This is a genomic window from Flavobacterium sp. ACN2 (genome assembly GCF_002303885.1).
Lineage (GTDB): Bacteria > Bacteroidota > Bacteroidia > Flavobacteriales > Flavobacteriaceae > Flavobacterium.
In genome coordinates, this window is the sequence record NZ_MRCM01000018.1 from 37,885 (window position 1) to 61,339 (window position 23,455).

Genomic DNA, 23,455 nt, shown 5'->3' on the forward strand with positions numbered 1-23,455 from the left:
GGATTAAGCTTTTTTATTCTGCTTTTCCATTTCTTTCATCTCTTTTTCACGCTGCTTCATGTCTTTTTCATGCTGTTTCATGTTTTTTTCATGTTGCTTCATATCTTTAGCATGTTGCTTCATATCAAGCTCATACTGTTTCATGTCTTGCTCGTATTGTTTCATACTATTTTCATAGTCTTTAGAATCGTCTCCAAATTTGAAATTAAAGTCGTAGTTGAACTTTTCCATGTTTGCGCTGAATTTTTCCATAGCAATTTCATATTTCGCCATTTCTTTTTCATAAACTTCTGCTCTTTGCGACATGATAGCTTCAACTTGCTTTTCGTATTCTTTCATTTGAGGCTCAAACGCTTCCATCTGTTTCCCAAAAGCTTCCATGTCTTTTTCAAATTTAGCCATTGCTACTTTATCCTTTGGATTTTTTGGAGCAACAGGAGGTTTTGGCATTTTTGACATATCAATTGCTGGAACAGGAGGCATTGGTCCTGAAGGAAATGCTGGCGGAGTTGGAGGTGCAGGAGCTGCAACATCAGATTCTCCATTTCCAAAAGTGCGAACAATAACTTTATTGTTTTTGATAATCATTGGTGTTCTGAAATTTCCATCGGTATTAATTACAATAGCCTTTGATCCATTTTCGCTTGTTCCAATTGCCAATTCGCAGTCTTTAATAGCTTCGTCTCCGTCAATTCTGATCATTTGTTTTTTACCAGAATCCGATTTTACTTTGATTTGAATCCCAGTCAATTCTTCTTTGGTATTTCTTTTTACATCCGAAATTTCGACATCCAGATTATGATTTGCCTTTAATTGGCCTGGCAATTCATTTAATTCCTTATCAGTCGTGTTTTTAGTAATTTTGATCGTTTGGTCAGTATCTTTAACAGTGTCTCTTTGGATTGAGGCAACTTCAGCTTGTTTCTTTTCTTGTGCAATGGTTCTTATTTGAAATAAAAGAACAAACGCACCAAGAGCAGGTATTACTGCCGAATACTTCCAGTAATTTCTTTTGTTTGATTGATTTTTGTTTAACATGACAATTCGTTTTTTGATTAATGATTGATAAAAATGATTGGTGATTGCAACACAAGTTTCGTGTGTTGTGATTTTTAAAAGTGTGTATTGATACGCTTTTTTGTCGGCAATTTTTTTAGAAGCTTCACTATCTGCAATGAACTCAAGATTTTGCAGAATAGCTTTCTTATAAAGCCAGATAATTGGATTAAACCAAAATAGAATGCAAAAGATTCTAGAAATCAAAACATCAATGGTATGCTTTTGATCGCTGTGCACTTTTTCGTGCTCCAAAATACTTTCTAATTCCGACGAAGTATATAGTGATGAGTTATATACAATGTAATCGAAATAAGAGAAAGGAGCTATATTTTCATTAACATCAATAAATTTAAAATCTTCCTGCTGTTCAATCTTTTTTCCTTTTAAAACAGAATTCAGACTGTAAAAATCAAGCGCAAATTTGATCATGAAACCTAAGAAGCCAATTGCGTAAACGACAGCCGCGACCAAAGTCCAATTGATTACAAAATTCTCTTCTTCAATAACAGAAACAGTTGTTGGCTTATACGGAGTCTCATAAACAGCAGCTTCATGATTTGAAGTTGAAACACTCGATACATCCGTTGTTGTAGTTGTAATTATTGGATCTGGCGCTGGCGCTGGAGGCGCTTCAACCCAAATTACTTTCGTATAAACTACAAAAGGCAATACCACAGAAGTGATTAATCCCGCAATTAAAAACCAGCGGCTACTGTTAAAAAAAGTTTCTTTGCGAAGTAAAAAAATGTAAGCAAAATAAAACATTGCTAATAACCCGCTTGATTTTAAGATAAAAATGAAAAGTGCTTCCATAACTATTTTGATTACTTACCTGCTTTTGGATTTTCGATCATGTCTAAGATTTCACGCAATTCGTCTGCCGAGATTTTTTCTTCTTTGGCAAAAAAAGAAACCATGCTTTTGTATGAGCTATTAAAATAATTGTCAATTGCAGTGCTCATGAACCCTTTTCTGTAATCTTCGATGCTTACAGCTGGATAATATTGATGCGTATTTCCAAAAGCATTATGTGCAACATATCCCTTTTCTTCCAGATTACGAACAATGGTAGACAAAGTGTTATAATGTGGCTGATCTTCTAAAATCTCTGCTTGAATTTCTTTTACAAAAGCTTTTTTAAGCTTCCATAAAATATGCATGATTTCTTCTTCTTTATTGGTCAGTTTTTGCATTTCTCAGTGATTTAAAAGATTAAAACTTTTTATTTTTTGCTCTTAATCTCGACAATGCCATTCTCGCCCTTTTCACCAAATAAAGCTACAGCATCTAAGCTTTTGAAAACTCTTACCGATTTAATCGTGCTAGGAGGAAGACTATTCATATCAAAATCAGATGGCATATCTTTTCCATCTAAAATTACAAGCGGAAAACCTATTTTCACATTCGTTTTTACACCATTTGCAACAGCAACAGATGTTCCTTCATCAGAAGAAGTCGTAATAACCGTATTATTGTCTTTATCAATAATTACAGTAGTGCTAGAATTTGCACTACTATTACTGTTAGTTTTTGTACTAGTATTAGAATTAGTGTTAACATTGGTTTCTGTTTTTAGTTTATTGCTAATTACTTTTTTAGGTTCTTTATTGTTAGAATTATTAACAGTCTGAATGCCTATTTTTTTATCGCCATTTTTATAAGTAATAATAATTACTCCGAATTCATTTATTGCTTTATCCGAATTTTGAATGGATTTTGAATGTTGTTTTCCTTTCTTTATATCGACTGTAATAGATGTTAGTTGGTCCGAGTCATTTCTCTTAACTTCAGACATTTCAAATTTTACATTGTGGTTTTTCTTCAAATTATTCTTGATTTTATTTAATTCGGCATCTGTAGAATTTTTGCTGATTTTAAAAACATCTACAGATTCAATATTTGAATCATTTTCTTTTATAATTTGTGGTTTCTCTTTCGCAATTACTTCAACTTGAAATAATAAAACAAATGTGGCAATTGCAGGAAGCATAAGATAATACTTCCAGGAATTCCTCTTTTTTGATTGATTTTTGTTTAACATGACAATTCGTTTTTTGATTAATGATTGATAAAAATGATTGGTGATTGCAACACAGTTTTCGTGCGTTGTTATTTTTAAAAGCGTGTATTGATATGCTTTTTTGTCCGAAAGTTTTTTAGAAGCTTCACTATCAGCAATAAATTCCAAATTTTGAGTGATTGCCTTTTTGTAAAACCATACAATTGGATTGAACCAAAAAATGATGCTGAAGATTCTAGAAATCAATACATCAAAAGTATGATTTTGATCGCTGTGCACTTTTTCATGTTCCAAAATGCTTTCTAATTCTGATGCAGTGTAAAGTGATGAGTTGTACACAATATATTCAAAATAGGAGAAAGGCGCGATATTCTCGTTGATATCTACGAATTTGAAATCGGCTTGTTGTTTGATTTTTTTTCCTTTTATAATAGCATTCAAACTATAAAAGTCAATTGCCAGTTTTAAAAGAAAAACCAAAAGACCAATCCCGTAGAAGCCAAGAATAATATAATTCCAATTAAATTCTACCGATTCGCTGTCCGAGTTATTTATTAATGTTGTTTGGATATTGGTATCGAAATTAGGAGCAGCATCAATCCATATTACTTTTGTGTAAGTCAATAATGGTAAAATTACTGAGACTACCAAGCCAGATAAAAGAAACCATCTGTTACTGTTGAAAAATGTTTCTTTGCGCAGTAAAAAATAGTAAGCACAATAAAACATTAGCATTAAACTGCTTGATTTGGCGATGTAAATGAAAACTGCTTCCATAAACTGATTATTTTTTTTCGTTTTTATTTTCGATCATTGATAAAATCTCACGCAATTCATCTGCTGAAATTTTTTCTTCTTTTGCAAAAAAGGAAACCATACTTTTATAAGAACTGTTAAAGTAATTATCGATTGCGGTTTTCATAAATCCTTTTCTGTAATCTTCAATTGCTACGATAGGAAAGTATTGATGTGTGTTTCCAAAAGCATTGTGACCAACATATCCTTTTTCTTCCAGATTACGCACAATAGTCGATAATGTGTTGTAATGTGGCTGATCTTCTGTTATTTCGGCTTGGATTTCTTTTACGAAAGCTTTTTTTAGCTTCCATAAAATCATCATGATTTCTTCTTCTTTGTTTGTTAACTTCTGCATCTTCTCTAATTTTAATTCAAACCTACAACTATTTTTTTAGTTACACAACTATAAAAATAGTTATTTAACTAAAAATTAAGTTTGCTTTCAGTTTTGAACGCAGAAATACTATTCAAATTTAATGGTAATAAATTGAATGATAAGGATTTAAAAAGTTAAAAGTTTTTTTCAGGAAATCTTTTCGTTGGTTAAAGCGTTCTTAATCCAAATGCAGCATCCCGTTGCAACAACTCCGATGCAGGCCATAAAAAGCCAGTTAATTTGATAACCGAATCGGGTAATAATTTCAAATCCTAGCTTAGAACTAATAATATGAGCAAGGCTAAAACTCATTGTATAAAGTGCCATGTATCGGCCTTCTTGTCCGCGAGGTGCTCGGCTTAAAGCAAATGCGTTCGAAAATGGGAAAGTAAGCACTTCTCCAATCGAAATGCAGACCATGCTCACAACCAAAATTCCGGCCCAGAAATTAACTAGAAGTAAAAAGAAACTGCTCGCCATAACAAACGATCCAACGATGATAATTCTAATCTTCGGAAAAGCTTTTCGCTCTAAAAATCCAACTGTTGGCATTTCTAGAGTAAAGATTAAAAGTCCATTTAAAGTCATTAACAAACCGGTTTGGAATTCGCTTAAGCCAAATTTTTCATTATGATATAAAGGTAAAGTGGTAAATAACTGGAAGAAAATCATTGCCGTAATGAAACTTACAAACAAGAAAACCCAGAAAATTTTATCGTGAAAAACCGATTTTACATCAGTAGCACTTTCTGTTTTATCATCATGCGTTGCTTTTTTCTTTTCTTTTACCAATAGAGCAAAAATTGAAATCGAAATAATACAAGAAGCTCCGTCAACCCAAAACAAACCTGAATATCCCATTCCCATAATAATTAAACCTCCAAGCGCAGGTCCGGCTGCAAAACCAAGATTTACAGCGAGACGCACAAGCGTAAGGGCACGAGTACGGTTTTCGGGTTTGGCATAAGCGCCCAGAGACACAAACATAGCAGGACGAAACATATCTGCAATCGTCATAAGAACAAACATGGCGGCACAAAGCGCCCAGAAAGTGGTAATATATTGAACAAAAAATAGCGAAACTCCACTAGTGAATAAACTAAAAATCATGATTTTATAGAACCCGATTTTATCCGATAATTTACCGCCAAGCCAGGAACCCAGCATAGATCCAAGACCAAAAGCCACCATAATCCAACCTACTTGGTTATAGGTAAAATGAAGATCTTCTTTTAAATATTTGGATAAAAAAGGAAGAACCATTGTTCCAGCGCGGTTAATAAAAGTGATGATAGCAAGAATCCAAACTTCTCTGGTAAAACCTCGAAAGTTGTTAATGTAGTGAGTTAAGGCAGTTTTAAGCATTTTGTTTGATAAATTATCGTCACAAAGTTAGGAAACTTTGTCTCGTTAAGTGGTTGCTGTTTTGTTACTTTTGAACTATTTTTGCAGAAAATTTCTAAGATGAAAACTATAAACGCCCTTGCTTTATTGTTGGTATTTAATTTTGGCTTTGCACAAAAAAAGTTCAATAAGACCGATGTTCAAAAATTTCAAAAGAAAATCAATACCGAGTTTGCTGATCCTAAGACGAGTCCGTTGATGGCTGAAGATTTGAAAACCTTTAAAAGCTTAGAATTTTTTCCTATTTCAGAAACTTATTTTGTAACTGCCACTTTGGAAAAAGCCAAAGGGGGAAAAGTTTTTGAAATGAAAACTTCAGGAAATTATACTCCAAAGTATATTAAATATGGTACTTTAAACTTTAAAATAAACGGAAAAGCTTTTAAACTTGCCGTTTACCAAAGTTTAGAACTTATCGTTCAAGAAAAATATAAAAATCATCTTTTCTTGCCTTTTTCAGATTTAACAAGTGGAAAGCAAAGCTATATTGGAGGCCGCTATATTGATTTAGAAATTCCGAAAGAAAATACAATAGCAATCGATTTTAATCAAGCTTATAATCCGTATTGCGCTTATAATTACAAGTATTCTTGTCCGCTTGTACCACAGGAAAACGATTTGAAAATTGAAATTAAAGCAGGAGTAAAAGCGTTTCATTAATGGAATATTTTAATTTTCATACACATCAATTTACCAATCAATCTAATGTTGTAGAATTGGTTAATCAGTATACAAAAGATTTTGATGAGACGATTTCGTTTTATTCTGTCGGAATTCATCCTTGGTATATTGACGAAAATCGAATTGATGAAGATTTGAGAATTATTGAAGAAAAACTGCAAACTCCAAACTGTTTGGCAATTGGCGAATGCGGTTTAGATAAAAGAATTGAAGTTCCGTTTGACTTGCAGATTTCAGTTTTTGAAAAACAATTGGAATTAGCAGAAAAATTCAAGAAACCTGTAGTAATTCATTGCGTTGCGGCTTTTCAGGAAGTAATGGCAATCAAGAAAAAAATGAAGATAGGAGTTCCAATGATTATTCATGGCTTCTCAAAAAATAATCAACTGGCAGAGCAATTAATTGCAGCTGGATTTTATCTTTCGTTTGGAAAATATCTATTGAAAAATCCAGATTTAAAAACGGTTTTTCAGAATGTTCCAAATGATCGTTTTTTCTTAGAAACCGATACAATTGAAGAATCGATTCAGCAAGTTTATGAATTAGCTTCAGAATATAAAGGATTAAATTTAAAAGAATTACAAGGCGTTATTTTAAGTAATTATAAAAGGTTATTTAAACAATGAAAGGAATAAAGAATAAAGAATAAAGAACATAGAAAAAAGAATATAGAGTAAAGAGTTTTTGTATTCAAAGTTTGTCACCCTGAGCGAAGTCGAAGGGCGTTCCAATTAGGGCTTCGACTTCGCTCAGCCTGACAACTGGGAAAAACTTGAAACCTGAAACTTGAAACTTGAAAAATCATAAACTTGAAACAAAAAAATAAAAAAGAGAATATATGGCAGAATGGACAGAAAGAGCAGAGCTTTTGTTTACTAAAGAAGGATTAGAAAATTTACAAAAATCTAATGTTTTAGTCGTTGGGCTAGGAGGAGTTGGATCTTTTGCAGCTGAATTTTTAGCAAGAGCGGGAGTAGGTAACATGACAATTGTAGACGGAGATGTTGTAGACATTACGAATATTAACCGTCAATTGCCAGCTTTGCATTCTACAGTTGGACAGCCAAAAATTAAAATTGTCGGCGATCGATTGATGGATATTAATCCGGAATTGAATTTAACTCGTGTTCAGGAATTTCTTTCGCCAGAGCGTGCTTTTGAGATTGTTTCTCCAGAATTTGATTATGTTTTAGATTGTATTGACAGTATTACTCCAAAATTAAACCTGATTATTGCTGCAAAACGCAAAAGAGTAAAAATCATTAGCAGCATGGGAGCAGGAGGAAAAATGTTGGCTTCTAAAGTAAAAGTAGCAGATATTTCAAAAACAATTAACTGTTATTTTTCTAAAACAGTCCGTAAGCGTTTAAAAGAAGTAAAAATCAATAAATTGAAAGTGGTTTTCTCTTCTGAAATTCAAGACGAAAAAAGCTTAAAATTAACAGACGGTAAAAACTTTAAAAAGTCATTTTACGGAACAAACAGCTATATGCCAGGATTATTTGGCTTGCACGCTGCAGAAACAGTGATTAGATATTTGCTTAAAAAGTAAGGTTCTAAAGATGCTAAGATTCTAAGTTGCTAAGGTTTTTGTAGCTGAAGCATTGAATCTTATTTTCTTGAACTTAAAAAGAGAATTCAAAAGAACTTTGTCAAAGTTTAAAATTTTGGCAAAGTAAAACACAAAAGAAGTAAACCTTAGAGCCTTTCTCCCTCAGAACCTTAGTACCTTAAAAAAAAATGATTAAAACAGTAATTTTTGATATGGATGGCGTAATCGTTGACACGGAGCCAGTTCATCGTTATGCCTACTATTTACAATTTTCAGAATTGAATATCGAAGTTCCAGAAGAGATGTACACCACATTTACTGGATTTTCGACTCGAAATACATTTCAAACTTTAAAAAGTTATTTTCCAACTGTAGAACAGGAAGTGGAAGATTTGATTCAACGAAAAAGAACTATTTTTAATCAAGCTTTTGATACTAAGGAAGATTTGCATCTTTTGGATGGTGTCGAAGATTTGATTAAAAATTTATACAACAGCGGAATGCAATTAATTTTAGCTTCTTCGGCTTCAAAAGTGACTATTGATCGCGTTTTTACAAGATTCAATCTGCATCAGTATTTTACGCATATTGTAAGCGGAGAAGATTTTCCACAATCAAAACCTAATCCAGCGATATTTATTCATGCGGCTTCTCTTTCTGTTGCACCAAAAGAAGAATGCGTTATTATTGAAGATAGCACAAATGGAATAAAAGCAGCAAAAGGGGCAGGAATTTATTGTATAGGATATAATAGTGAGCATTCTCATCTTCAAGATTTATCTGAAGCTGATTTAGTTATAGAACATTTTAACGAATTGAATGCTGAAAAAATATCACAGTTAAAGGACTGAATTATATTAAATTTAACATTTGTTCCCTAATTGAATTTGTAAATTTGGATAAAAAATAAAACTTAAAATAATGAAGAAACTACTTATTGCTTTAGCCTTGATTTTAGCGCCATTAGCATCAGAAGCGCAAGTAAAAACTCCACAAGCAAGTCCAAAAGGATATATCAAACAAACTGTTGGTTTAACTGATGTTGAAGTTACGTATTCAAGACCAGGAGCAAGAGGAAGAGCTGTGTTCGGAAATTTAGTTCCGTTTGGAAAATTATGGAGAACTGGAGCTAATGAAAATACCATTATTAATTTTAGCGATGACGTTATTATAGACGGAAAAACGCTAAAAAAAGGAAAATATGCAATTTATACAGTTCCTAGAATCGAAAGTTGGGATATCATTTTCTATCTTTCTACTGATAACTGGGGATTGCCAGAAAACTGGAGCGATTCGTACGTAGCTTTAAAAACTACAGTTAAAGAAGATGCTTTGCCAACTCCAATTGAAACTTTTACAATAGGAATTAACGGATTAGATCCTAATTTTGGATATTTAGATATTGCTTGGGAAAATTCTCATGTAGCTTTAAAATTTGAAGTTCCAACAGCTAAAATTGCTGTGGCAAGTATTGAGAAAACTTTGGCAGGTCCAACTTGGAATGATTATTTTGCTGCCTCTCAATATTTATTCCAATCAAATGGAAATATCGAAACAGCTAGAAATTATGTAGACAAAGCGCTTGATATGAGTTCAGATAAACCATACTACGTAACAAGATTGAAGTCTCAAATTCAAGCAAAACAAGGTGATAAAAAAGGAGCAATCGAAACTGCAAAAGCTTCTCTAGCATCTGCTGAAGCAGCAAACAATGCCGATTACGTAAAATTGAATAAAGACAGTATCGCTGAATGGAGCAGATAATAATTCTTCCGAATTCTTAAATTCCAATTTTTAAAATATCAAAATCCAAAACTGACGAGTTTTGGATTTTTTTATGTCTTAAAAATAAAACAGACAGACTTGTCTGTTTGTGTAAAAATGTTTTTTATATTTGCAGATATAAATTACGATGTTATGCTTCCAAAAGAAAGAATATTAGAAAAAACATTTGCTTTATTTCATACACAGGGTTATAATGCTACTGGCATCAATCAAATTATTGAAGAGGCAAAAGTTGCAAAGGCAAGTTTTTATCAGCATTTTAAATCTAAGGAGGATTTGTGCGTGGCCTTTTTAAATCAGCGTCATTTCTTTTGGTTTGAAGAATTGCAAAAATTTACATCTAAAGAAGAGGATAGGAAACTAAAAATTTTAGCTTCTTTTGATTTCTTAATTTATATGAATAAAAAGGAAAATTTTAGAGGTTGCAGTTTCCTAAATATTCTATCAGAAATTCAATCAGATAATATTAAAATTTTAGACGTAATTCAAAACCATAAAGCCGATTTACGCGTCTATTTTAGCGAAATTCTAAATGATACTCTTTTATCAGATCACGTATATCTACTTTTTGAGAGTTGCATTATAGAAAGTCAACTTTTCAAATCCAATCAACTTATTGAGCAAACTAAGAAAATTATCCAAACTTTAATCTAATTATTATGGAACAGAAATTGCCATTGCCGCCTTTCTCGTATGAAACAGCAATAGAGAAAATTCAATTAGCAGAAGATGCTTGGAACAGTCAGGATCCAGAAAGAGTTTCAAAAGCCTATACGATTGACAGTGAGTGGAGGAACAGAAATCAATTTGTAAACGGAAGAGAAGAAATTGTACAGTTCTTAACGCAAAAATGGAAAAAGGAGAAAAATTATAAACTTAAAAAAGAATATTGGGCGCATACCGAAAATAGAATTGCGGTTCGATTTGAGTATGAATATCAAGATCTTGAAGGAAACTGGTTTAGAGCCTATGGAAATGAGAATTGGGAGTTTGATTCAAATGGTTTGATGCAAAAACGTTTTGCAAGTATCAATGATCTTTCAATAAAAGAAGAAGAAAGAAAACTTTAAGGAATTTAATTCATAGAGGGCGGTTCAGGAATTTTTACCGTCCTTTTTATTTTCTTTATAATTAATAAATAAAAAGTAATGCCTCCTAAAATAATCAGCAATGCGATTTGAAGTTGGCCAAGTACATTGTTTCTGCTGTACATCGCATTTGCGACAGCAAGTTTTGCTTTTCCTTCTTCAATCTGAATTTGCGAAAGAGATTCGAGAGTTTTTAATGCTTGTGCACTCGAATTGGCTATTTTGTTCCAATCTTTATTTTCAACCTGTTTGTTGATTTCTTTGCATGAAAGTAAAAAAGCATCAAAGTACTGTTTTTCTTTATTTGTTAAAACCGTTTTAGCATACAAATCATCAATAGTATGAATAATGTCTAAGGTGTGAATAATTTCATCTTTCTTGATATTATCGCTTAAATCTAATTTTTCAGCTTCAGCTTTTATAAAATGAAGTTCTTTAGAATATTGAAAAATATAATGTGCCACAACCAATCGGTCTTTGTAAATAGCATTGATATTATCATTTACGTTTTTAGAATTTCGCAACGTATTAAAGTTACCAAGCAGAATGATAAGCATTACAACTAGTAATATAAAAGCAGCTTTGGTTTTATTGCTGTACCTTCTGTGATCTTTCATAAAGCTTTTTTTTTAGATAACAATAATTAATCAATCATTCTGTTCTCAACCAGTTCAATGTTTTTTATAGCGGCTAGCGGAGTAATTTTTACTTTTTTATCTCCTTTGACAAAATAAAAGTAGTACAAACTATTGTTTCCAATAACAAAAACGTTTTTAGATTCTCCTTCGTTAAAATCCATTTGATAGCTGTACTCCAATTTGTTTTCTTTTAGCTTTTTCTTAGTAAAATAACCTCCTGCCATACCATAGCCAAGAAAAAAAGACAACAGAAAAAGTATAAGCGATTTTATGGCAATGCCATTGTAGTAGCTTTTAGTTTCTTCTGGAGATAATGCATCAGTCGATTTTAGTTCAAAAGATCTTTTTACAAAGGCCAAATCTTTATTCTTCGCTAAAAAAGAAGGAAGATAAAAATGCACCAAAAAAAGTATAATGATAGCTCCAAGAATAATTGGGTTTGAGGTAAATTCAGCAATCGGACTAATTAAAACGTCCATAATAGTAGAATACCTTAAGATATTAATTCCGAATTGATAATAATAAATACTGTCTTTTAGTATCCCCATTACAATCAAGAAGAGATAGCCAAATGGCAGTAGTTTTTCTAAATCGTCTGAAATCTTCATTTCTTCAGCTTAAAATTGGTTAGTTTTAGGTCAGTTTTACAACTTACTAAAATAGTCTTTTTTACTTACAATAAATGAAGAATCGTATTGGAAGAAAATAGTTATCCGAATTTTAAGCAGCTATTTCCTGCTGTCCGCTGTATCTTTTGTGGCGAACCCCGCCACAAAAGGATGCCGCTCCCATCAGGGCTAGGACATCAGGTCTTATTTGAGCGATTTTTGTTTAATTAATGAATCAGTCTGTTGGTTTACAATTTCTGACGCTTTTCTTAAAAATGCAGGACTGATACAATCGGAATAGCTAATATAAACAATGTGATTGTCATCTTCTAAGTTTTCATTTTTCTTAGCTGCTTCAAAAGAACTATCTAAACCGCTAATTAAATAAACTGGATTTCCTTCTTTAAATAATTGAGTAGCAATGCCAATTAATCTTTCCTCTCCAGCAATTTGTAAATCAACTTCTTTGTATGAAAGAAGGAAAGAACAAGTGATTAATGAACAAAATTTTGAACTTTGAAATCCTGGATATTTCAAGAAAATTTCATTTCCTTGATTTAAATTCTCAAAACATTTTGTGTATAATTGAGCAGAAATTGAAGTGTCTACAACTATATTAGAAGCATCAAGATTCTGACTTTCTATCTGAGAGAATGATAATAATAATAGTACTAAAAACAGTTTTCGAATCATCTTTTATTCAAGCATTAACTCATTATCATCCGATTTCCCTTTAAAGAACAAAAACTGAAGTAAAAGCGCCAATACAATAGTCAAAATAGCTCCAATAAAATTAAGCCATAAATAACCCAGTTTCTCCTGTCTGTAAACCATAAAATAATAAATTACAAAAATCGTAAACTGACTTATGAGAGCACTGATAAACATTGGTTTTGCTTGAACTCTTTTGGTATAAAAAGCTACAAGGAAGATTCCTAAAACAGTTCCGTAGAAAATAGAACCAATAATGTTTACAAGCTGAATTAAATTTTCAAACAAAGTTCCAACGCAAGCAAAAAGTATTGCTATAACTCCCCAAAAAAGAGTAAAAAACTTGGTAACATGCAAATAATGTTTCTCCGACTTTTCTTCTTTCTGATTTCGTTTGTAAATATCTATTGCTGTTGTAGAAGCCAGTGCAGTTAATCCAGAAGCAGTAGAAGACATGGCAGCCGAAATAATAACGGCCAATAACAATCCGATTAGACCTTTTGGCAAATAATGCAGAATAAAATGAAAAAATACATAATCTTTATCGTTGGTTTCCGAATTACTATCGGCTCTCGAAATTATTTCCTTGGCTTTATCGCGAAGATCTTTTTCTTTATTCGATAGCGCAACCAATTCTTTACGTAAAATCGGATTGTCGTAGTCTTGATTCAGCTGATCGATGTACAATAAATTAATAACTTTTTTATCTTCAGAAAGTTTCACTAGTTTTTCTTCTAAAACATGATATTCTTGTTTATAAGCCGACTTCTCAATTGCAATTTTATTATTCGGATTAAAATTTAAAGGAACTGGATTGAACTGAAAAAATACAAAAACCATAACCCCTGTGAGAAGAATAAAGAACTGCATTGGCACTTTTAGAAGCCCGTTCATGATTAATCCCATTTGACTTTCTCGAACTGATTTTCCAGATAAGTAACGTCCCACCTGTGATTGGTCTGTACCAAAATAGGCAAGTGCTAAAAAGAAACCTCCTGTAATACCACTCCAAAAAGTATATTTTTCTTCGGGATTAAAAGAAAAGTCAACAATATTCATTTTGTCATTTGCTCCCGCAATATGCAGCGCACTATTAAAAGTCATATCGTTTGGAAGATAATGCAGAATCAAGAAAAACGTGATAAACATTCCAGACATAATGACAAACATCTGCTGTTTTTGCGTAACGTTTACCGCCTTTGTTCCTCCAGAAAAGGTATATATGATTACTAAAACTCCAATAATGATATTCATTACAGTTAAATTCCATCCTAGAAGTGCAGACAAGATAATTGCTGGAGCATAAATAGTTAAACCAGTTCCTAAACCTCTTTGCACTAAAAATAAAATTGCAGCAAGCGAACGGGTTTTTACATCAAATCTTTTTTCTAAAAATTCATAAGCCGTATAAACTTTGCTTTTATGATAGAGCGGAATAAAAGTCAAACAAATAACGATCATCGCAATGGGCAAGCCAAAATAGAATTGCACAAACCCCATGCCGTCATGATAAGCCTGTCCTGGAGTTGATAAAAATGTAATTGCACTCGCTTGTGTCGCCATTACAGAAAGACCTACAGTGTACCAAGGTGTTTCGTTGTTTCCTAAAATAAAATCTTCTACGTTTTTACTTCCTCGGGTTTTCCAAGAGCCGTATCCAACAATAAATAAAAGTGTAACAATAAGTACGATCCAGTCAAATAGCTGCATAGGTTATGAGTATAATTGCATGATTAAGAAAAAGATAGCAATATAGATTGCATTTGCTACTAAAACATAAGTGTAGCTTTTTTTCCATTTTTTTATTTTTTTAGCTTCCATATTTATTGCTTTAAATCTTGTTTAGGAGCTTCAATTGGCTGTTTTAGAGAAATAATATTCGATAATAATCGATAGGCTCCAGAAACACCTTCTGGCAATTCTCTAAAGAAACTCAAACCAGTGTAAATGTAATATCCTTTTCCGTAAGGTGCGACAAGAAGAGCTCCATCTTTTGGAGATTCTCCTTTATCGTGCGACGAAATAATAGGAGTGAAGGCAGGATCATATTCGTTTGGATAATATAGACCTTGTTCTTGTGTCCATCCTTGAAAATCTTTTTCAGATATTTTATTAGGCGTATTTAAAACAGGATGATTTGGTGCTAAGAATGTAATTTTAGCATTTTCTTCTGTTACACGATCGTTTGATAATTTCAACGGATAAGGAGCAATTTTGTCCGTCACTAATTTTCCGTTTGTGTTGTATTGTACAATCATGTTTTTACCGCTTTTTACAAAATTGAAAAGTATATTTTGCTTGTTTGCCAAAGCATTTACGGTATTGTAAGCACGAATTCCGGTAATTACAGTACTGAAAGAATCTAATTTTTCTGGCGTAATTTCTTCGGGTTTTAAGATCGAAACTTTATATCCCATTTGAGTCAAACTTTCTGGAACTTCGTCTCCAGCGCCCATAATGTAAGCAATGGCATCGCCAGAAATTTTCAAATCAATTCTAATGCATTTTGATTCAGCAGGCTTTAAAACCATTTGTTTGGTAATATGATTGAAATCAATAATAGTTTGGTCTTTGTCAAAGCGTTTTTTGTCTACAATTGCGACACTTTTTACTGTCACTTCCTCTGGATTTACTGGAGGCGTTACTTCAAAATAAAAGATTTGCTCGTTACCTTTTTTGTCTAAAACAAACGGAATTTCTTTTGGAGAAACAGACCAGCTTTTAGGCAATTCTAATTGCAGATTTCCTTTTATATTATCTTTTCCAGCGCGAACTTTTACTGGAACCATTTTGCTTTTGGTATTTCCAAAAATTAAAACTTTTTCTAAAATTGAAGTCGTAACTTCTGGCACGATATCAAGAAAATTGTACATTTCGCCTTTTACACCATCATTGTACTTGTATACAACAGTGCGCTCAAACGGAATCTCCACCTCATTGATTTTGATGTTAAAAACCACTTTTGTGTCTCTAATAATATCTGGTATACCAATAATTTCTTGATTCGAAACAGTATACATTCCAACTGTTGCTTTTTCTTTTAACCAATAAGGCTGAGTGTATTCTATATTGTTTGGAAGCTGCAGTTGTAGATTAATTTTGTTTTCGTTATTATTCTTCAATACAACGTTTTGGGCTGTTGTTTGATTGTCTGGAAGCGTAGTCACACTAATTAATTGCATTCCGATAGAACATCTATTAATAGCTTCAAGAGTTAATTTTATTGTACTTCCTGGCGTTGCTTCTTGTTCGTTGGCAACCGCTTCAAGATATAAACCAGAACAAGATGCGATAATGTTTTTTATAGCAGCAAGTTTAATCTCTTTCCAATGGGTATCGTCTAAAGCTTGAATCATTGCATAGGCTTTAACTAAATCTGGAATACTTGCAGAAGGATGGCTAAAATCGTATTTTGAAATGATGGAAGAAATCAAATCTCCAACTGGTTTTCCGTTTTTAACACGGTTCCAGCTTGTATCTATACCATCAAATAAATTATCACGTTCTTTTGGGGTTTCGCCATTAATTAGCTCTAAATATTCGGTTTCTTCACCGCGAACACCAGTACTTCCAAAACCTTGTGACTGATGACGGCTTCGGCTTAAAGCAGCGATTTCCTGATTTGATTTTCCTATTCCTGTGTAGTAAACGCCTGTTTCTAACTTCGTAAATTTAGATTTATTGGCAGCATCAAATTTTTCTTGGCTTCCGTAAAACCACCAAGAAGGATTGAAGAATTGGCGTTTTACCTGCCAAGGAGAAACATATTTTAATTGTTCGGGATAAACTTTTGGATCGTTTGTTAATTTGAAACTTTCAACGCTCAACATAGCAGAAGATGTATGATGCCCGTGTGTTGTTCCAGGAGAGCGGTGGTCAAATCTATTGATAATAATATCGGGTTGGAATTTTCTAATTGTCCAAACCACATCGGCAAGGACTTTTTCTTTATCCCAAATATCTAAAGTTTCATCTGGATTTTTAGAAAAACCAAAATCATTTGCTCTTGAGAAAAATTGTTCGCCACCGTCAATTTTTCGTGCTTCGATTAATTCCTGTGTTCTTATAACACCAAGTAATTCACGTAATTGAGGGCCTATTAAGTTTTGTCCTCCATCACCACGAGTCAATGATAAATAGCCTGTTCTAGCGTTCATATCATTGGCTAAATACGAAATCATTCTGGTGTTCTCATCATCAGGATGCGCAGCAACATACAATACAGAACCTAAAAAGTTTAGTTTTTTAATTTGATTGTAAATTTCAACTGAATTTGGTTTTTGCGGCTGTTGTGCAAATGAAATCTGAAAACCTATAAAAAATAGAATAAAGATTTGAATCTGTATTTTTCGCATGGTGAGTGTTAGGTGTTTTTTTGAAATTATTCCAAAAATAGTAATTATTTTATGGAAGATTATTTAAATGAAATGTTAACGCTCAATAATTATACCTTTCTTTAAGATGATGAAACAAAAAAAGCTGCCAGATTGGTTCTGACAGCTTCTTAAAAATATATATTTGATGCCGTTTACTGCTTATTTCAATTTGTTTTCTGTATCAACGTAGTTTCCTGTAATAGTTACGCCAGTACCTTTTGTAACTTTTCCGTAAATAGTGATAGAAGAAGTATTTCCAATGAAATTGATTTTAGCGCCACTATTCAATCTCAAATCTCCCCAAATTACAACAGATCCTTCAACTTGCAATGTAGCATTGCTATTCATAATTAATTCTGTTGGAGATGATTGCTGGTATTTACCTTGAGATAAACTTCCTCTCATGTTAAAAGTACCACCGCTATTTAGTGTTAAGTTACTAAGAACAGTAATAGAACCACAATGTGTTAAAACTGCACCAGAATTAATGATTGCCGAATTAATAGCTGTTGCTCCTTGGTAAGATTTTATATCATTAGAATTTAAAATCAAATCTCTCCCTTGATTGTATAAACCATAAGTTAGACAGCTCGCAAAAGTAGTATTTGGTTTTTCCATTTTAATGATTTTCAAACCGCCAGTTCCGCTTGCTACATAAATGTAATTTCCGCTTGATTTTACATAGTTTGAAGAACCTGCAATTCCAACCGAACCTAATAAATTTAGCTGTGTTGCAGATTGATACACATTAAGTCCCAATGCTCCGTTAGCAACAAAAGCATAGCCATCATTAAAAGAAACCGCATTGGTTACATTGTCTTCGCCTGCAGTTGTGATTCCGATAGTTTGTAACTTTGATCCACTGTTGATGTCGTATACGCCAAGACCATTTGGACCTTCAGAAACAAAAAGTTTTGTTCCGTCGATATCCATCGTTCTTTTTGCCCCACTAACGTCTACAGAAGTTGTAAAGCTCTTTTGCAATGCAAGAGTCGATTGATTGTAAATGTTAACTCCTTTAGTTCCGCTTAAAGTAACAACTTTATCGCTTGTTAAAGCAATAGAACGGAAATCGGCCATAGCAGCTTTTCCTGCAATTACTTTTGTAGAACTGTTTACTTTAAACAAACTTCCGTTGTCTCCCGTTACAGCAAAATAATTAGAAGCATTAGCAGCTACGTCTGTTGTAACTCTACTTTCTAAGTAATTTGTTTTCAATTTATCTGTAAGCAATCCTGAACTTAACTCCATATTAAACACAATTGCCGGATTCCCTGCTAGTTGAGTGTCTTTGTCTACATCTTTAGCAGCTCCGATAATTAAATTTGATCCAGAAAAAGTCAGAGAGGTAATATCTGTACTTGGAATTAGGGCAGAAGTGACCAATTTTGGTTTGTACGGATCAGAAACATCAATCACATCAATAGCTCCAGAATAAGCATCGCCTCTCATAATATAAGAAACATAGGCGTAATTTCCGTTTACAGTAACGTGACTAGCTTGTAACGTTCTTCCGTTTGCATCAACTGGTGGTTTTACTTCGGCAATTTGAACAAGAGGAAAAGAAGTGTTGGTAGTCTCTGCAGATTTTCCTGCTAAAGCACCATTTTCGATCGAGATTACCCCAGAATTAGTTAAGTCAAGTCTTTGGTTTAATGTAGATTGATCTGAGGTAATGGTAATGTTATTTGACGATTGTCCATCGTTTTTGTTGTCATTGTTATCGTCACAACCTATTAACAGTGACATTGCTAAAAATGAAAGCAAATAAACATTCTTTTTCATAAATTTCTTTTTTGGATTTTAAAATTCGGCGCAAATATATATTATAAATATATTACAGATCAGATTTTTAACGCGAAACTTACTGTAATACAGTTGTTTATATTGAATATACAACATTTTAACAAAAGATCCCATTAAACAAATCATAAAAAAAGAGAGTATCGTTTTTTTTGATACTCTCTTGTATTGATCGCTAGTAATTTAGCATTATTATCTTCTACCGTGTCCATGCCCACGATCGTGATCATCATGATCATGTCTGTCATGGTGTTTATCATGTTTATTGTGTTTGTCGTAATGTTTGTAATCTTTACGATCGTAATGACGACGTTCACTGTAACCATATACAGGTCTTGGTTTGTATGGTCTTTGTGGAGCTCCGTGGTATCCTCTGTAATATTTCACTCTATGACGGTCAAAATAAGTATAAGGAGTTCTACCGTGATAATCTGTTAAAACTACTTTGTAACCTCCATACAAATCATAGTTTCTATATTGTCTAGGTAAGTACGTCGCTCTTACCCATTTTCCTCCTCCGAAATAGATAAATTGAGCAGCACGAACATCGTAGTAAGCCTCAACATCTGGAAGATAGTAATATTCCATTTCTGTATATCCTACTGGTCCCCAAGCTGGCGGAGCACCAATATTTACGTTAACCGATACTTGAGCTTGTGTGGCGTTTGCAACCATTAGAAATAATCCGGCGATTGCTAATTTTATCGTTTTCATCTTTTTTTAATTTTATAATGTTAATCTTGAACAGGGATATTCATATACTGTGCCAAAAAATAAAAGCAGATGTATTTTGTCGAGTAAAAATGCATTTCAACGAGTAGAGAAAACGGTTGAAAATGGTTAATTTATTGATTTTAAAGGTTTTTGTTGCTTTTAGAGTTTTTCAAAAAAAAGACAAAAAAATTATTTGTAATTGACAACTCTAGGCTTTGCAAGTTCGAAACTTTGAAGTCCGTAATCGGTAGTTTCAAAAGTATTGGTTTTGAAAACATTATCGCCTTGCTGCGGAATACTTGGATAATAAGATAACGAAAGCTGGAATGAACTGAAAACCAAGTAGTCATTACTAATTAATAATCCTACGGTAAGTTTAGAATAGGGCTTACTCTTTGTCATTGCCATTTCTGGACTTCCTAATACTGCAATGGAATAATTGAAAAATGGGTTTAAACGAAATCCAAGTAAAGAGTGTGGCGAATACGTTTGTGTCTGTAGTGATAAAACAGCTTTGCTGGTTCCATACAAATAACTGTTAAATCCAGGAATTCCGTTTCCTTCATTTATATTCAGCTGATCTCCAATTATGTCATCACGATTTATTCCAATTACCACTTTCGGATTTACGAATTGTCTGATTTTCCAATTTCCGACGCTAAATAATTTTGTAAAATAATTGGATTCAAACAGAAAGGAAGTTTGGTAAGTTTTGGATTGATGAAAAAAAGTGCCTGCTTCAAAATTCATACTTAAAAAACCTAAACGGTAATAATTTCCAAAAGAGAATTGAGCCCCAACATAAGGCCGCCAAAAAGTGTTTTTGTACTGATATCCAAAAGTAACACCATATATTCTTCCTATCGGTACGTCTTCTGTTTGTCCGTTTCTAAAAATATAGCTGTCTTTGATAAATTTTCTTGTATTGAGACCAATTCCACTCAGAATTAGCTTTTCAGAAGAATAAAAATGATTCGGATCGTAAAGATCAGATGGCGACTCACTGTAATTGACATTCAAAAAACGAGCAGTAGTAACAAGGTTTGTTATGGCTTTGTGATTGTCTTCAAATACTTTAAAAGCACGCCCCGCCCAAACATCTTGTGAGGTATATTTTTTGGGTTGATAAGCAAATGTAGAATCTGGAGCCTGAAGCGTATCTTTTCTAAAACTTTCATCCATATAAAATCCGCCAGCCCATTTGGTCAGGGGAGAGTAGAAGTCTCGTTCGATATCAATGCTTTTAATATAGTTATTATCTAAATCCATTTTGTAATGCAGAACAGTTCCTATATAGGTATTCTTAATATTGGGAACAGTATACGTTACTTCATTGGCATTTTGACCGTCATCAAAACGGTTGGTAAAACGATATTCAAGCTGTTGTCCACTTCCAAAAAAATCTTTTTCTTTAAAACCTACCGAAACTTGATTGCTCGAAATTGAAAACCTCGGAATTGTACTCCAGGAATCTAAAACACGAATGGTAACATCTACAGAATCTGAAGCTTGACCCACTGTCTGATTGGAAATTCTAACCGCTGTAACATAGCGCTGCGCACGAATCAAACGCTCAGACTCTAGAACTTTGTAGGTATCGTAACGAGAATTTCTCTTAAAAAGCAACAAGTTGTAAATGGCAATTTTCTTTGTTTTTAAATGAAGTCTGTTACCCATTCTTTCTCCCCAGTTTTTCGGAGTTAGAGTAGTATCGGCAACAGAATACCCAAAAGGATCCAGAGTAATAATATTGATTTTTCGAATAATTTTCCCATCATAATTTGTGGAATCAATAGGAACAAGCAATTCTTCTTTTTTCTTCGGTTTTTTAGATCTGAAGAATAATTTATGCATGGTCTGCGTAAATTTATTTTTCTTAGAATAATTTCTAATCTTAGTGTAGATTTCCGTAGTATCTTTCTCTTTTTTAGGCTCTTTTTTATTATCATTTACCTGCGCATACCCGCTTTGTAAACAAAAGCACAGCAAAATAAAAAACAGTATTTTATTGTTTAAAGACATTCGGTAATTTTCTTCTAATAGTTTTAAGTTTTATGAATTTAAGGAATAAACAGATGCTATGCTAGCATAACGTTATTTTTAATTTTCTGTTGTAATTTTTCTCTTTCTCCAAGCAAATTTTCGCGGAACATGATTTCCCATTAGATAACCCCAAGCAGAAAGCGAATCAATTCGATCAAAAATAATTTTCAAAATAGCCAAAAGCGGAATAGCTAAAAACATTCCGGCAATTCCAGCTGCGGCACCTCCGACAATAATTCCCATAATAGACACAAAAGCATTTATTTCTACTTTAGAATTAATAATTAACGGCACAAGGAGATTATTATCAATAAACTGAACAATAACGTTTACAATTAGAATTCCGAGGATTACTGAAATTTCTCCAGATCCTGTTAACGATGCCAGAACGGTAATAATTCCAGCAATAAAAATTCCGATATAAGGAATCAAGTTCAAAATTCCTGTAATCAATCCGAGAAGGACGAAGTATTTCACGCCAATGATCCACAAACCTAAACTCGTCAATACCGAAACAACAATCATTTCGATAATTAAACTGACGATGTAATTGTTGATTGAAACTTTTATCTGAGATAAAATATCCTGCAAAATTCCATGATTTTCTTGTTTGATTAACTTGGCAAAAAACAGTTTAAAATGCTCTTTATAAATCAAAAACAAAAAAGTGTAAATGATCATAATGGTACTGTCCAAAAGAACATCGCTTATCGAAATTATAAACGAACCTAGTTTAGCCTGACCCGTTTTGACCGAATCTTTTGTAACAGAATCCAGATATTTTTTCTGTTCGCCAATGCTTACCTGAAAATTTTCTCTTATAAACTTATGAATTTCGACAATAAAGGAGTTTGCATTTTTCTTTATAGTTTCAAAATCATTGGCCATATAAGTGACTTGGTAGGAAATAAAAACTAGAATTCCGACCACAATAGAAATGAAAATAGCAAGACAGACTATAGCAGCGAGGTGCCTTGGAAACTTAAGTTTGGTCTTTAGAAAAGTAAAAATCGGAAGGAGTAAAACGGCAAATAAAAATGCCATTAAAATGGGCGTAAGAATATCTTTTCCGAGACAAAAAATGAATGCAAAACAAATTAAAGTTACAAGAATAAAAGAAAGTTTTGCATAAAAGGGTAATGTTATTGGCCGAGTCATTTTTTATTTTATTTAGCTGAATTTATAAAACAAATATTACACTTTATTTGTCTTTTTACGTTCTAGCTTTTCTCGCGCCCGTTATAAAATTCCCATTACATTTTAGTCAAAAAACTCTCGCTCTTCATATTTTGCTGGAATAATCGAAATTCCTTTTTGAAGCAGTAAATTGTTCGGGAAAACAATTTTTTCTCCTTCTTTTGTTTTTAAGCTTACATGAAAGGTATTAATGTCTTCGATTTCAGCTTCAATTGGAAAATCTTTATCATGAATTTTAATCGTATCCCCAATTCTAAAAGGAAAGGAAAAGAATAAAACCATTCCGGAAGTAATATTGCTTAAAATCGACCATTGCGCAAACATAGCAACACCAATTACAGTTGCAATAGAAGAAATGGTAATAAAAATATCTTCTGTCTGAACTCCCCAGATTATGATCAAAATGGTTACAAGAAGTATATTCATTAAAATATTAATATACTTAATAACCAGATTGGTGCGATGTTCAAATAATTGACTTGTAGCCGCAAAACGCTTTATTAGTTTAGCAATTACTATACGTAATACAATCAAAACACCAATAAGAATGATTGTCGCTATTATTTCTCGGCTATACTCTTTAAAAGAAAACATAAATAAAT

At 32.8% G+C, this 23,455-nt stretch carries 22 protein-coding genes; 7 read left to right on the forward strand and 15 right to left on the reverse strand.

Annotated elements, in window-relative coordinates; all coding sequences use genetic code 11:
* Positions 1-3 precede the first annotated feature (3 nt).
* From BSF41_RS19335 to BSF41_RS19355, 5 genes are all read right to left on the reverse strand, one after another.
* Positions 4-1,872 carry a M56 family metallopeptidase gene (locus BSF41_RS19335; RefSeq protein WP_095931143.1) on the reverse strand — a complete coding sequence of 623 codons (1,869 nt, stop codon included), beginning with the start codon at positions 1,870-1,872 and terminating at the stop codon, positions 4-6.
* An 11-nt stretch (positions 1,873-1,883) separates the two neighbouring features.
* The gene (locus BSF41_RS19340) at positions 1,884-2,252 is read right to left on the reverse strand and encodes a BlaI/MecI/CopY family transcriptional regulator (RefSeq protein ID WP_095931144.1); all 369 of its coding nucleotides are present in this window, start codon (positions 2,250-2,252) and stop codon (positions 1,884-1,886) included.
* Positions 2,253-2,281: 29 nt separating this feature from the next.
* Positions 2,282-3,856, reverse strand: coding sequence for a M56 family metallopeptidase (locus BSF41_RS19345; RefSeq protein WP_095931145.1), 1,575 nt, complete (start codon positions 3,854-3,856; stop codon positions 2,282-2,284).
* A 7-nt stretch (positions 3,857-3,863) separates the two neighbouring features.
* Positions 3,864-4,232, reverse strand: a complete 369-nt coding sequence (locus BSF41_RS19350) for a BlaI/MecI/CopY family transcriptional regulator (RefSeq protein ID WP_095931146.1) — start codon at positions 4,230-4,232, stop codon at positions 3,864-3,866.
* A 168-nt stretch (positions 4,233-4,400) separates the two neighbouring features.
* Positions 4,401-5,618: an MFS transporter gene (locus tag BSF41_RS19355; RefSeq protein ID WP_095931147.1), complete on the reverse strand. Its 1,218-nt coding sequence runs from the start codon at positions 5,616-5,618 to the stop codon at positions 4,401-4,403.
* A gap of 99 nt (positions 5,619-5,717) precedes the next feature.
* Here BSF41_RS19355 and BSF41_RS19360 point away from each other — a divergent pair, with 99 nt between their 5' ends.
* The 7 genes from BSF41_RS19360 to BSF41_RS19390 all read left to right on the forward strand — a co-directional run bounded on the left by BSF41_RS19360 (position 5,718) and on the right by BSF41_RS19390 (position 10,745).
* Positions 5,718-6,317, forward strand: coding sequence for a DUF1684 domain-containing protein (locus BSF41_RS19360; RefSeq protein ID WP_095931148.1), 600 nt, complete (start codon positions 5,718-5,720; stop codon positions 6,315-6,317).
* On the forward strand, positions 6,317-6,964 hold the full coding sequence (locus BSF41_RS19365) for a TatD family hydrolase (RefSeq protein ID WP_095931149.1): 648 nt from the start codon (positions 6,317-6,319) through the stop codon (positions 6,962-6,964). Before BSF41_RS19360 ends, BSF41_RS19365 begins: the two co-directional genes overlap by 1 nt.
* Before the next feature lie 212 nt (positions 6,965-7,176).
* Positions 7,177-7,890 (forward strand): ThiF family adenylyltransferase, encoded by a 714-nt coding sequence (locus BSF41_RS19370; protein WP_095931150.1) that lies wholly within the window; start codon positions 7,177-7,179, stop codon positions 7,888-7,890.
* Between the two features lie 188 nt (positions 7,891-8,078).
* Positions 8,079-8,741 (forward strand): HAD family phosphatase, encoded by a 663-nt coding sequence (locus tag BSF41_RS19375; protein WP_095931151.1) that lies wholly within the window; start codon positions 8,079-8,081, stop codon positions 8,739-8,741.
* Between the two features lie 70 nt (positions 8,742-8,811).
* A complete protein-coding gene (locus tag BSF41_RS19380; RefSeq protein ID WP_095931152.1) occupies positions 8,812-9,654 on the forward strand; it encodes a DUF2911 domain-containing protein in 843 nt (280 codons plus the stop codon).
* Positions 9,655-9,807: 153 nt separating this feature from the next.
* Positions 9,808-10,329 (forward strand): TetR/AcrR family transcriptional regulator, encoded by a 522-nt coding sequence (locus BSF41_RS19385; protein ID WP_095931241.1) that lies wholly within the window; start codon positions 9,808-9,810, stop codon positions 10,327-10,329.
* A 5-nt stretch (positions 10,330-10,334) separates the two neighbouring features.
* Positions 10,335-10,745: a nuclear transport factor 2 family protein gene (locus tag BSF41_RS19390; protein WP_095931153.1), complete on the forward strand. Its 411-nt coding sequence runs from the start codon at positions 10,335-10,337 to the stop codon at positions 10,743-10,745.
* Positions 10,746-10,750: 5 nt separating this feature from the next.
* On the opposite strand, the gene BSF41_RS19395 is transcribed toward BSF41_RS19390, so the two are convergent.
* From BSF41_RS19395 to BSF41_RS19440, 10 genes are all read right to left on the reverse strand, one after another.
* Positions 10,751-11,380 carry an MCP four helix bundle domain-containing protein gene (locus BSF41_RS19395; RefSeq protein ID WP_095931154.1) on the reverse strand — a complete coding sequence of 210 codons (630 nt, stop codon included), beginning with the start codon at positions 11,378-11,380 and terminating at the stop codon, positions 10,751-10,753.
* Positions 11,381-11,406: 26 nt separating this feature from the next.
* Positions 11,407-12,009, reverse strand: coding sequence for a hypothetical protein (locus BSF41_RS19400; protein ID WP_095931155.1), 603 nt, complete (start codon positions 12,007-12,009; stop codon positions 11,407-11,409).
* A 204-nt stretch (positions 12,010-12,213) separates the two neighbouring features.
* Entirely contained in the window at positions 12,214-12,702 is a 489-nt protein-coding gene (locus BSF41_RS19405; RefSeq protein ID WP_095931156.1) for a hypothetical protein, read from the reverse strand.
* Between the two features lie 3 nt (positions 12,703-12,705).
* On the reverse strand, positions 12,706-14,430 hold the full coding sequence (locus BSF41_RS19410) for a sodium:solute symporter (RefSeq protein ID WP_095931157.1): 1,725 nt from the start codon (positions 14,428-14,430) through the stop codon (positions 12,706-12,708).
* Between the two features lie 113 nt (positions 14,431-14,543).
* Complete coding sequence (locus BSF41_RS19415) at positions 14,544-17,075, reverse strand: PIG-L family deacetylase (protein ID WP_095931158.1); 2,532 nt, start codon at positions 17,073-17,075, stop codon at positions 14,544-14,546.
* 180 nt (positions 17,076-17,255) lie between these two features.
* On the reverse strand, positions 17,256-18,881 hold the full coding sequence (locus BSF41_RS19420) for a hypothetical protein (RefSeq protein ID WP_095931159.1): 1,626 nt from the start codon (positions 18,879-18,881) through the stop codon (positions 17,256-17,258).
* A 210-nt stretch (positions 18,882-19,091) separates the two neighbouring features.
* On the reverse strand, positions 19,092-19,613 hold the full coding sequence (locus BSF41_RS19425; protein WP_095931160.1) for a hypothetical protein: 522 nt from the start codon (positions 19,611-19,613) through the stop codon (positions 19,092-19,094).
* A 189-nt stretch (positions 19,614-19,802) separates the two neighbouring features.
* The gene (locus BSF41_RS19430; RefSeq protein ID WP_095931161.1) at positions 19,803-21,635 is read right to left on the reverse strand and encodes a hypothetical protein; all 1,833 of its coding nucleotides are present in this window, start codon (positions 21,633-21,635) and stop codon (positions 19,803-19,805) included.
* Between the two features lie 78 nt (positions 21,636-21,713).
* Complete coding sequence (locus tag BSF41_RS19435) at positions 21,714-22,814, reverse strand: AI-2E family transporter (protein WP_095931162.1); 1,101 nt, start codon at positions 22,812-22,814, stop codon at positions 21,714-21,716.
* A 102-nt stretch (positions 22,815-22,916) separates the two neighbouring features.
* Complete coding sequence (locus tag BSF41_RS19440; protein ID WP_095931163.1) at positions 22,917-23,447, reverse strand: mechanosensitive ion channel domain-containing protein; 531 nt, start codon at positions 23,445-23,447, stop codon at positions 22,917-22,919.
* Positions 23,448-23,455 lie beyond the last annotated feature (8 nt).